The sequence below is a fragment of the Trinickia camelliae genome (genome assembly GCF_053525655.1).
The window spans coordinates 38,634-48,903 of record NZ_JBCHAA010000018.1 but is presented as its reverse complement, the minus strand read 5'-3'; the positions used below and the strand labels follow the sequence as shown (position 1 = coordinate 48,903).

Sequence of the window (10,270 nt, the reverse complement as noted above, 5' to 3'; positions counted from 1 at the left end):
GATATTGCGGGGCAGCACGGCGCAGCGGCCGCTCGTGTTGTATGATCTTTCTCAAGACGGATCATCTGTGTAGCGATGATGCCGAATGAAATCGATCTATATCGAATGATTGGTCATGGTATTAAAAAAGTCAAGAACTCTTCTGGCGGGGCAGGTTCTTGAGCGTCGATGCTTCGCGGCCCGGATCTCTGTACGGGGCCGCTCATACAAAGGGGAATGAGGGAATGGCTAAGTCGAACTCCACTGCAGCCAAGACAACGAAGGCGGCTCGCGAGCTGCCTGGCGAGTCAACCGAGCATCCAATGTCCGAGCTGTTCGATGACCGTGGCAGGACCGTTCCGTGGATGGCGCGAACGGTGCACCGGCTCTATGACGCCCAGGCGCAAAAAATTCTCGATCGGGAAGACCTCGCCATCGCGTACTGGTATTACCTTCGCGTTCTGGCCGAGCGCGGCGAGTTGAATCAGCTTGAATTGAGCAAGCGCGTGGGGATTGCATCGACCACTGCGGTTCCGGCGCTCGATAACCTGGAAAAGCGCGGCTTGGTGCAACGCGTTCGGGATCCAAAAGACAGACGAAAGTACTACGTCCAGCTCAAGGACGAGGGCAAGCGTCTGGTCGACGACATGCTGCCCGAGATCACGGACATGATTTCGTCATCGCTCGACGGGATCACGCAACGGGATATGAAGGTTTTCTGGAAGGTCATGCACCAGATCGAGAAGAACCTGGGTCAGATGTCTCAGGACGAGACGGTCGAGGACTGACTGCGGGATCGGCGGCAAGACGGATCGAAGCGCCGCGAGCGCGGCGCTTCGATGGATTGCTCCGGCATGTGTGCGCTTAGAAGTAGTGCATCATGCCGAAATACCCCCCTTGTTGATTGTGGCCAGTCAGCGGCGGCGAATCGCCCGTCTCGACCGGGAAGGCCGCATTCGTGCCGTTGAACATTGCTCCGACGGTCAAGTACACGAAGGTCCGCTTGGACAGGTTATAGGTGGTGCCGAGGACGCCTAGGTTTCCGGTTCCGCCGCCGTGATTGACCGTGCCGTGGAACCATCCCGCCTGGAAGGCGAGGGCGGGAGTGGCCTGATAGGAAGCGCCGAGCCACTCTTGCTGGCTGCGTGTCGCGCCGTAAGGGTTGAAGGACGTAGTGATCGTATCCGCTCCCGAGGCCAGCAGCTGATAGCCGGTATAGAACTTGAGCCCGCCCAGTTGATAGGTGCCGCCGATCATATATTCGCGTGACGCGTTGTAAAGATCGGAAAATTTCCCGTTCGCGTCGCGGATTTCTTCATAGACGCCGTAAGCGCTAAAGCTGGCAGCCTGATAGGCGAAGCTCGTGCTGAACTGGCGTCCGGCCTGGAAGTTTCCTGCGGTGTTGCCGAATCCGTTCTGCACGCGGAACGAGAAGCCACCCCACTTCGGCGAGTTATAGGTGACCACGTTGGGGCGGGGGCCCCACGCACGTCCGTAGGCAAAGTTGCCGATACCCGTTGCCTGCTCTCCGAAGGGGTCGATGTACCAGCCGGTTTCGTCGGTCAGGCTCATGGCGCGGCCGAACCAGATGCTTCCGTAAGTGTCGTGCGACAAGCCCACGTAGGAGTCACGGGTCCATATCGTGTTGGGTGGAATCTGGCCCGTTCCGGAAGTGAACAGGCTTTCGAGTTTGAAGACGGCATGCAGACCACCTCCGAGATCTTCGGTGCCTTGCAGGCCGAACCAGCTGTATCCGTACTGGTTGCTGCCGAATCGGAGGTTGTGCGCCGAGCCGCCGTTTGGCGTCGCGACGTTAGTGACGTAGTCAATACCGGAAGCGATGCGTCCATACAGTGTCACGCTGCTTTGGGCGTAAGCATTGCACGTACCTAAACACGTACCTAAAGCCACCATCGTCGTGGCTAAGATTAGCCTTTTCATTTAGAAATCCTTACGGAATAGAAGTCTCCAGGAACTGCTTCGATGCCTCTGATGGGCTGCGTCAATCAAACTGCAAGGTCAAGCCGAACTGCTATTGCAAACAACGTTTCGTCTACTGCTTGAATCTGCGAAAGGTCTTCAGGGCCGTCGGCAGATGGCGAATCAGCGTCGCAAGCAAAATGGCGCATGCCTGCACCAGCAGCTGAACCGAATCGCCCGCACCGAGTGCCAGAACAAGCTGCCCGAGTTGCGCCATGAACAACGCCGCGACAGCGCTTGCGATGACGCTGCCTTTGCCGCCCGTGAACGGCGTGCCGCCGACGACCACCGCCGCGATGGCGGGAAGCAGGTAGTCGTTGCCGGACGTCTGCGACGCGCTGCCGATGAATCCGGCCAAGAGCATGCCGGCTGCGGAAAAGCACACGGCGGAGGCGACGTAAGCGCCGATCCGGTACCACAGGACGCGCACCCCCGCCGCTTCCGCCGCGCGTGGATTGACGCCCACGGCGACGAATTGGCGCCCGACCGCGGTCTTGCGGGTGATCACCCACGCCGTCACGACGAAAGCGAACGCGATCAGCACATTGGCGGGCAAGCCGATCAATTGCGCATGCGAGATCGTTTGCATGATGGCCGGGACGTTGACTGGGACGCTGCCCGTCAACGAGCGAACACTGCCGACGAGCAGCGCGTTGACCGCCAGCGTTGCCACCAGTGGCGTAATGGCGAGCCGGGACACCAGCGTTCCGTTGACGATGCCGACCACGGCGCAGACGCCAACCGTGAACACGACGGCGAGGCTGAGCGAGTCGAACGCAAAGCCGGTTCTGGCCATCACCACGCCCGCCAGCGACACCATGCCGATCGCCGACATATCCAGACCCCGCTGCTGGATGACGAGGGTCTGGCCCGTCGCGACAATGGCGAGGATGCCCGCGAACGGCAACATGGCGAGAATGGAGCCGCGGCTCAGCGTGCCCGGCGCGACGGCCAGACTGATGAGGAAGAGCAGTACCAGTCCGACCCAGATCCATCCGAACTCGCCGATGGCGGGCATTCCGACGGCCCTCGACTTCGAGGAAGATGACGATGACGGCACGTTATCCGGTACCACGGCTGCTCGATTGCTCATGACTTTTCTCATTTCGCCACCGCCATTTCTCGACTCTTCGAATAGAGGGCGACGGACACAAGGATCATTCCACCCAACAAATAGGACTGCCACGAATCTCCGATATCGAGAAACGAGGTGACCACGTTCACCTGAATGATCAGCAGCGCGCCGAGCAGCGAGCCGATGAAGGAGCCGCGCCCGCCGAACAGGCTTGCCCCGCCGATGACGACCGCAGCGATGCTCGCCAGGGTGTAGTTGATGCCGGCGTTCGGATCGCCCGACCCGACCTGCGCCATCATCGGAATGGCGGCGACGGCCGCAAGCAGCGAACAGCCGACATACGCGGCCAACAACGTCAGCTGCGTGCGAACGCCGGCCATGCGGGCCGCCTCGAGCCGCGAGCCGACGCCGCGAAACACGAGGCCGGTCCGTGTCTTGAACAGCGCAAACTCGAGTAAGAGCGCCAAAGCGGCAGCCACGATCGCGATGACCGGCACAAATCCGATCTGCGTGTTGATGGTGTCGAGCAGCGAATCCGCGATGATGCCGCCGGGAACCGGACGCAGAATCAGGGAAATCGCCTGCAACGCCATATAGGTGGCGAGCGTCGCGACCATGGGATGGAGCCGGAAGGGGCAGACCAGGACCCAGTTCACGAGCCCGACCGCGATCGCGACCCCGCAAGCAATGGCCCATCCCGTCAACTGATGGCTCAACGCGGACCCGTCGTTCAGGAAGAACGACTGAATGACAACCATCAATCCCATCAGCGGACCGACGGACAAGTCGATGCCTCCGACAAGCATGAGCGCCTGCTGTCCGTATGAGACGATGGCCAACGTCGCCACGAGCGCCAGCATGCCGCTCAAGTTACGTGCCGACAGATAGGCTTCGTTCATATGCGCCGCATACAAGCCGAGCGCGCAAATCGCCAACGCGAGCATCACGAGGGGGGCCCAGTCTCCGGATGCCCACTTCCAGAAAGCCGGAATGCTTGCCGTACCTCTGACTCGCTCCGTAGTCGCCGTGAGCACCGCGGACGTGATGTTGTTCTCGCTGACCGTGCCGTCCCGCAGTTCCTTGACGATGTGGCCGCGCGAGAAAATCAGCACGCGGTCGCACAAGCCGGCCACTTCAAGCGCGTCCGACGAGACGACGATGACAGCGGTGCCGGCTGCGGCGGCCTCGCGGAGCACTTTGTAGATTTCCATGCGGGCGCCGATGTCCACGCCTTGCGTCGGTTCGTCGACGAGCAACACTTTCGGATGACTGGCGAGGACGCTCGCCAGCACGACCTTTTGCTGATTGCCGCCCGAAAGCGAGCGGATCGGCGTCTCGACTGACGGCGTCTTGACAGCGAAATCCGTCACCGCCTCGCGGGCTCGTCTCGCTTCGCTTCGTTGGTTGATCCAGCCTTTGAGCGAGTCGAACGGGAGACTGCGGATCGAAAAGTTTTCGCGTACGGAAAGCTCGCCGAAGATGCCAGCCCGGTGCCGGTCTCCCGGAAGCAAGCGGATGCCTGACGCCGCGGCCGCCTGGGAATCCCGAAGGTTCACCGGTTTGCCGTTCACGCTGACCGCGCCACGGCTTCGAATCAGGCCGGCCAGGGCGGACATGAACTCGCGCTGCCCGTTACCGTCGATCCCGGCCAGCCCCACGATTTCGCCCTTCTTGACTCGCACCGACACATCGGTGAAGCCGGCGCCGCCCAGCGAGACGACATCGAGAACGGTATTGGTGGAGCCATTTCCGGCCTTGGCGGGAAACTCGCGATCGAGCGCTCCGCCGACGATGAGCTCGACGATTTGCTGCTCGCTAAGACCCTCGGCTTCGTAGGTGCCTTGTCCTTGTCCGTCGCGCAGCACCGTGATGCGGTTGGCGATTTTGTGCACTTCGCGAATGCGGTGCGAGATATAGACGACCGAGCAGCCCGACGCGGTGACGCCGCGAATGCGTTCAAACAGACGCTCGACGTCTTCCGCGAGCAGATGCTCGGTGGGCTCGTCGAGAACCAGCACCTTCGGTTTGGCCGAGAGCGCTTTCACGATCTCGACGATGAAGCGTTGCTCCGGCGTCAAGCTCGAGACGCGCTCGTTCGCATCGATCGCGACGTTCCCGCTCCATTGACGAAGCCGCTGTTGAGCCCATTCGCTAGTGCTCATCAAAGACGGACGTTGCTCGGCCGGCACGCCGAGATAAAGATTTTCGGCGACGGTCAGGTCGGGCATGAGCGCCGGCTCTTGCCGCACGATCGCGAGCCCTAGGCGGCGCGCCTCTTCGGTATCGCCCTGGGTTTGCGTGCCGTCGATGACGACGCGTCCGCTTTCAGGGACCAGCGCGCCCGACGCCACCGCCATGAGGGTGGATTTCCCGGCGCCGTTCTCGCCGACAAGACCGTGGACTTCGCCCGCGAGCACCGAGAACGTCACGTTATCGAGTGCCCGCACACCGGGAAACGTCTTGGTGACCCCATCGATCTGCAGCAGTGAATGCTGTTGGTTCATGACTCGTTCCAAGCTATCAATGTTCAAACACGGCCTTCAGCTTCTGAGGCGGGAGTGCGGACGAGAGGTCGGCATCCGGCGGAGCTGCAGGATCGCACTGCGGGTCGAGCCCCTTTGCGCTGTCCGCGTAGGGGTAGGGGAGAACGGCAGGCGATTCCTTGTCCGCCGTGCCCTCGTAGGCGGCTACGCCTTGGCGTACCGCAAAGCGCACGTAAGTGGTCGTGCCGTCGAGCGAGTAGTAAGGAAATGCCGTTCCCGCCTTCTTCGCCGCCAGGTAATGGCAGTTCAATTCGTTGTCGCTTGCGATGGTCGCGATGGCCGGTACCGGAAGGTGGGCCTGCTCGAATGCCTTCACTGCGGAAAACGCGGTTTCGCCAAAGTCCGTCACGATGGCATCGATCTTCGGATAGTGGGCAATCAGGCCTGCGGTCGCCTTTTGCGCGTCGACGGGGTTCCAGTTCGTCACGACGTACTGCTCGTTCAACAGCTTCAAGTCGGGGTATTTCTTGAGGCCGCTTTTCAGTCCATCCATGAAGTTTTGCGAGGTGGTCGCGCCAGGCGAGCCGCCCATGAACACGACGTTGCCTTTCTTGAGCGTGGTGCCGAGCCAGTCGGCCCAAAGCACGCCGACTTCCTTGGTGTCGCCGACGACGTTGACGACATAGTCGCGTCCCGGCACACCGGGAATTTGCGCGGAGTAGGGAATGACCGATACGCCGGCCTTCATGGCGGCGCGCATGGCGGGGAGTTGCACGGCGCCGAAGTCCGGCACCATGATGAGCACGTTGACGCCTTGCGCGACCATGCTGTTGATGTCGGAGTTCGCCTTCTGCGGGTCGCCGTTGGCGTTGCTGTAGATGACGCGCGTGACGTTCTTGCAGCGGCTCAGTTCGTCTTTGACTTCTTCGAGACCGGTCTTGCGCCAGGTGTTGCCGCCATACCCGTCGGATACGCCGACCACCATCGGCTTGGTGCCGCAGAGCGGCGCGATGTTGCCTTGATGGTTCGCGACGGAATCATCGGCCGCGTGTGCCGCGGTACAAATCAAACTTGCCGAACAAAGCAGGGCGGTACTGGTGAAAACGCTCGAAACGACTTTGAAGAACATGACGATCCTCGACGTGGATGATGGATGCGAAACCACACTTCGTTTGCACCGTCGGCTTGCCGCCGCAAGCGACGCGGTGATCTGGCTACATGATTCTGCTGGAGATGATGCGATACAAGATCGATTTATATCGAATGATGTGTTTCGAAGTGAATGAAGTCAAGAATCCTAGGGAATCTCCCTAGCGAAGGCGTGCATGAAGGCGGCGAGTGCGACTGAACGCGATTGCGGGTCGTGGTGACAAAGGCGGGGTGCGGATTGTTGCGGTGGTGGAACGCTGAATCATTGCAGCTAGGGTTTTTCCTAGGTATTAAGTAATCCTATACTGCGTCCAGCCGTGGCCGGAAGTGGGTTCGTGGCGCCGTTGACAACAATTTCAGTGAGAAAAAGCATGAAGTCGATCACCAAGGCAGTCGTCATTGCTGCCGTCATTTCAGCGCCGGTCGTGACGTTCGGCCAGTCCAGCTCGCAGCTCACTCGCGCGGACGTGCGCGCCGAGTTGGCCGATGTCGAGAAAGCCGGCTACACCCCTCAAGACTCGATTCACTATCCGGAGAATCTTCAGGCCGCCGAGGCGAAAGTCAGCGCGCAACGCGCCGTGGCTCAAGCCACGGAAGCGAAGAGTTATGGCGGACAAGCCGGCGCATCAACCCAATCCGGAAGCACGCCCAATCCGTAACGCGTTGCCATGCACTGAACTGCGGCAGTCAAGCCGCAGTTCGCGAATTGCCTTCTCGCTCAGTCCACCGTATCGCCATTCGCCATCGACATCAGGTTTTGCTCGATCTGATGCAGGACCTTCCAGAAGACGAGTAGCTCTTCCTCGTTGACGCCGTCGAATGATGCGTCAATCAACTTGACGACCTCCGGCATCAATTGATCGACCAGACGCCTGCCGTCGCTGGTCAAGCTCACGTAGTACTTTCGCCGGTCCTTCGGATCGCGGGTTCTCTTCAACAAGCCACGCCTTTCCATGCTGTCCAAAGCGGGTACGGCGGTGGTCGAGGCGATCCCGATGCGCTTGCTGAGCTCCAGCTGATTGAGCTCGCCCCCCTGAGCCAGCACGCGCAAGTAGTACCAATGCGCGATCGAAATCCGCTCCTTGCCGAGTACCTTTTGCGCTTCGAGATCGTAGAGGCGATGCAGCGTGCGCGTCATCCACGGAACGGTCCTGCTCCGCTCATCGAAGACCGGATGCGCTTCCATTCCCCCTGAGCCGCTGGCCGGCTCGGGAGGATCCAGAACCACGTCGATTGCAGTCGAGCCGGACTTGTTCATTCGCTCATTCCTCGGCAAACGGGATGCAACTGGCCGACGCCGCGAGGCACAAGGCCAGCCGCCGCGGCATCTTGCTAGGGAATTCCCTAGGTTCCTTGACTTTGTTCATCCCAAGGCTAATCATTCGATGTAAATCGATCTCGCATGGAATCATCGTAGCACAAACGATGCAGCCGGGGGACGATGGGAACGTTACTTTCACTACCGACGTCGAGGATCACATGATTGAAAAACTGCCACTCTGGGAAGCCGCCAAACGCGAAATGGAGGAGTACCAGTTCATTGCAGGGGCCGAGTTGCAACCCAAGTGGGATGTGTCGGAGAAGATCGCAATCAACGCCGCGGTCTCCGGCCGCTTTGAGGACACGACGTCGTTCCAGGCGTACGTGGACGAAGCGACCAAGGTGCTCGAAGCCGGCGCCTGCGGCGTTCACATCGACTTCTCGTTCATGACCGACGCGCAGGGGCGCCGCATGGATCGCGACATCATCCCGGTCGAGGCCTACAAGCAGGTTATCGAGCCACTGCGCGCTCGCTTCGGCAACGACTTCGTGCCGAACGTGAACGTGCTGCACGGCACGACGTTCGATATGTGCATGGACCCGGCACGCGCCGGGATGTGCGAGGTGGCGCCGTGCGCGCCGGGCCATCCGGAGGCCTTTGCGGTGCCGGCCGTCGCCACGCTCGAAGAGGTCGGCGTCAAGCCCGAGCTGGCGGTCCACAGCTCCGGCGAAATCGAGCTGGCCAAGCGCAAGCTGATCGATACCGGCATTCTCAAGGCGCCGTACAACTGGATCATCCTCTACGGCCTGCCGTTCAACGTCGGCCGCACGCTGGTTTCCGGCACCTGGGTCAGCGACGCCCAGGACATGGCTCAACACATGTTCCTGATGGTGGACCAGATCCGCAAGATCGATCCGACCTCGGTCATCACCGTGTGCGCGGCGGGCCGCTCGACGCTCTATATGACCACCCTCGCCACCATGATGGGTCTGCATATTCGTGTCGGCACGGAGGACACGCCGTGGAAGTACCCGAACAGCGACGAGCGCCTCCAGAGCAACCTCGAGATGTTCAACATGGCGAAAGACATCGCGGGCCTGCTCGGCCGCAAGCCGGCGACGGCGAACGAGTACCGGGCGCTGTTGGGCTTGCCGACCCGTTCGTGATGAGCCATCCGTGGCGCCGCTCGCGGCGCCATTGCATAGACTGGGTGTACGACCGCCGAAGAAAAGCGCTGCCGAGCGCCGGACGGCGGCAGCGTACGAGAGCCAAGGAGGATGACAAATGAGTGATAAGCCGCAGGACGCAGGGCCTCCCGTGCAACTGTGGACTCGGGACGGGTTCCAAGGCGCGTTGTCGGTCGTGACGCGGCCGACTTACGCGCCGGACTATCTTTCGGTGCAAGGCCCGCACGCGCCGCGAAGAGCGGTTCTGGAGCGATTGACGCCTGACGATCAGGACGACGCCGAAGCCCTCCCGACCACGGTCGCCACCTCGAGGCAGGGCGTCAAGCTGCATGTGTCGGGACGGCGCAAGCCGATGCCGTACGTCGTTCGAAACGTCGAGGCGGACGAGATCCACTTCATCCAATCAGGCACGGTCAGGTTCGAAACGGACGTTGGCTGCCTCACTGCGGGCGAAGGCGATTTTGTCTGCATTCCACGCGCCGTGGCCTATCGGTACGCGCCTATCAGCGATGCCATGCGCAGCGTGATCGTCGAAAGTCCCTCGGCTTTGAAGCTTTCGCCGCCCATGCCTTCGGGAATGCTCAACGTCGCGCGGGACGTGAAGTACGCCGAGATTGATCCTGGAATCGCGGCCGGCGGCCCGACGAAACTGGTGTTGAAGACCTTCGACGCGGAGAACACGGTCTTTACGATGCCGCACGATCCGCTTGCGCTTGGCGTGCGGCTGTCGGAGTCCGTGCCGGTGTGGAAGCTGAACCTGGCCAGCATTCAGGTTCACGCCTATTTGCCCGAGGGCGGCCCGCCCAGCTCGTTCTTGTCGTCAGGCACGGGCGACATCTTGATGTTCAACCTGAGCGCGCGTCCCGGGGGACGGCCGCCGGTTCACATCAATGCCGACTTCGACGAATTGATCTGCTATGTGCGGGGCCCGGGCGTGTGGGGCGGCGTCTCGGAGCCCGGCACGCTGACCTGCGTGCCGAAAGGCGTCATTCACCATGGCCCATCTGAGGACGTGCTGGAGGGCTATCAGGCCTGGCTGCTCGAAACGCGTGCGACGATGCGCTGGACGCCGAAGGCGCTTGCCGTCTCGGAGCTGATGGAGACGGGCCAATACGGACCGCATCAGAGCGTGGGTCAGTGATATCTGCAATTAAAC

General features: G+C 61.2%; 9 protein-coding genes. 4 read left to right on the top strand and 5 right to left on the bottom strand.

What is annotated here, in order from left to right; translation table 11 throughout:
* Positions 1-224 precede the first annotated feature (224 nt).
* Positions 225-767: a MarR family winged helix-turn-helix transcriptional regulator gene (locus AAHK20_RS26385; protein WP_449184421.1), complete on the top strand. Its 543-nt coding sequence runs from the start codon at positions 225-227 to the stop codon at positions 765-767.
* A gap of 76 nt (positions 768-843) precedes the next feature.
* On the opposite strand, the gene AAHK20_RS26380 is transcribed toward AAHK20_RS26385, so the two are convergent.
* The 4 genes from AAHK20_RS26380 to AAHK20_RS26365 all read right to left on the bottom strand — a co-directional run bounded on the left by AAHK20_RS26380 (position 844) and on the right by AAHK20_RS26365 (position 6,646).
* Positions 844-1,920 (bottom strand): porin, encoded by a 1,077-nt coding sequence (locus tag AAHK20_RS26380; protein WP_449184420.1) that lies wholly within the window; start codon positions 1,918-1,920, stop codon positions 844-846.
* A 112-nt stretch (positions 1,921-2,032) separates the two neighbouring features.
* Complete coding sequence (locus AAHK20_RS26375) at positions 2,033-3,052, bottom strand: ABC transporter permease (RefSeq protein WP_449184419.1); 1,020 nt, start codon at positions 3,050-3,052, stop codon at positions 2,033-2,035.
* A gap of 8 nt (positions 3,053-3,060) precedes the next feature.
* Positions 3,061-5,538, bottom strand: coding sequence for an ATP-binding cassette domain-containing protein (locus AAHK20_RS26370; protein WP_449184418.1), 2,478 nt, complete (start codon positions 5,536-5,538; stop codon positions 3,061-3,063).
* 16 nt (positions 5,539-5,554) lie between these two features.
* On the bottom strand, positions 5,555-6,646 hold the full coding sequence (locus AAHK20_RS26365) for a substrate-binding domain-containing protein (RefSeq protein ID WP_449184417.1): 1,092 nt from the start codon (positions 6,644-6,646) through the stop codon (positions 5,555-5,557).
* A 391-nt stretch (positions 6,647-7,037) separates the two neighbouring features.
* Between AAHK20_RS26365 and AAHK20_RS26360 the strand changes: the two genes are divergently transcribed.
* The gene (locus AAHK20_RS26360) at positions 7,038-7,325 is read left to right on the top strand and encodes a DUF4148 domain-containing protein (RefSeq protein WP_449184416.1); all 288 of its coding nucleotides are present in this window, start codon (positions 7,038-7,040) and stop codon (positions 7,323-7,325) included.
* Positions 7,326-7,384: 59 nt separating this feature from the next.
* On the opposite strand, the gene AAHK20_RS26355 is transcribed toward AAHK20_RS26360, so the two are convergent.
* Positions 7,385-7,924 (bottom strand): MarR family winged helix-turn-helix transcriptional regulator, encoded by a 540-nt coding sequence (locus AAHK20_RS26355; protein ID WP_449184415.1) that lies wholly within the window; start codon positions 7,922-7,924, stop codon positions 7,385-7,387.
* 221 nt (positions 7,925-8,145) lie between these two features.
* Here AAHK20_RS26355 and AAHK20_RS26350 point away from each other — a divergent pair, with 221 nt between their 5' ends.
* Together AAHK20_RS26350 and AAHK20_RS26345 are read left to right on the top strand one after the other, a co-directional pair.
* On the top strand, positions 8,146-9,093 hold the full coding sequence (locus tag AAHK20_RS26350) for a 3-keto-5-aminohexanoate cleavage protein (RefSeq protein WP_449184414.1): 948 nt from the start codon (positions 8,146-8,148) through the stop codon (positions 9,091-9,093).
* Positions 9,094-9,211: 118 nt separating this feature from the next.
* Positions 9,212-10,255 (top strand): homogentisate 1,2-dioxygenase, encoded by a 1,044-nt coding sequence (locus AAHK20_RS26345; RefSeq protein WP_449184413.1) that lies wholly within the window; start codon positions 9,212-9,214, stop codon positions 10,253-10,255.
* Positions 10,256-10,270 lie beyond the last annotated feature (15 nt).

Excerpts from the sequence above, each read along its gene's own strand:
- AAHK20_RS26385 (WP_449184421.1), top strand. The coding sequence starts at position 225 with ATGGCTAAGTCGAACTCCACTGCAGCCAAGACAACGAAGGCGGCTCGC.
- AAHK20_RS26360 (WP_449184416.1), top strand. The coding sequence starts at position 7,038 with ATGAAGTCGATCACCAAGGCAGTCGTCATTGCTGCCGTCATTTCAGCG.
- AAHK20_RS26375 (WP_449184419.1), bottom strand. The coding sequence starts at position 3,052 with ATGAGCAATCGAGCAGCCGTGGTACCGGATAACGTGCCGTCATCGTCA.
- AAHK20_RS26365 (WP_449184417.1), bottom strand. The coding sequence starts at position 6,646 with ATGTTCTTCAAAGTCGTTTCGAGCGTTTTCACCAGTACCGCCCTGCTT.
- AAHK20_RS26350 (WP_449184414.1), top strand. The coding sequence starts at position 8,146 with ATGATTGAAAAACTGCCACTCTGGGAAGCCGCCAAACGCGAAATGGAG.
- AAHK20_RS26345 (WP_449184413.1), top strand. The coding sequence starts at position 9,212 with ATGAGTGATAAGCCGCAGGACGCAGGGCCTCCCGTGCAACTGTGGACT.
- AAHK20_RS26370 (WP_449184418.1), bottom strand. The coding sequence starts at position 5,538 with ATGAACCAACAGCATTCACTGCTGCAGATCGATGGGGTCACCAAGACG.
- AAHK20_RS26380 (WP_449184420.1), bottom strand. The coding sequence starts at position 1,920 with ATGAAAAGGCTAATCTTAGCCACGACGATGGTGGCTTTAGGTACGTGT.
- AAHK20_RS26355 (WP_449184415.1), bottom strand. The coding sequence starts at position 7,924 with ATGAACAAGTCCGGCTCGACTGCAATCGACGTGGTTCTGGATCCTCCC.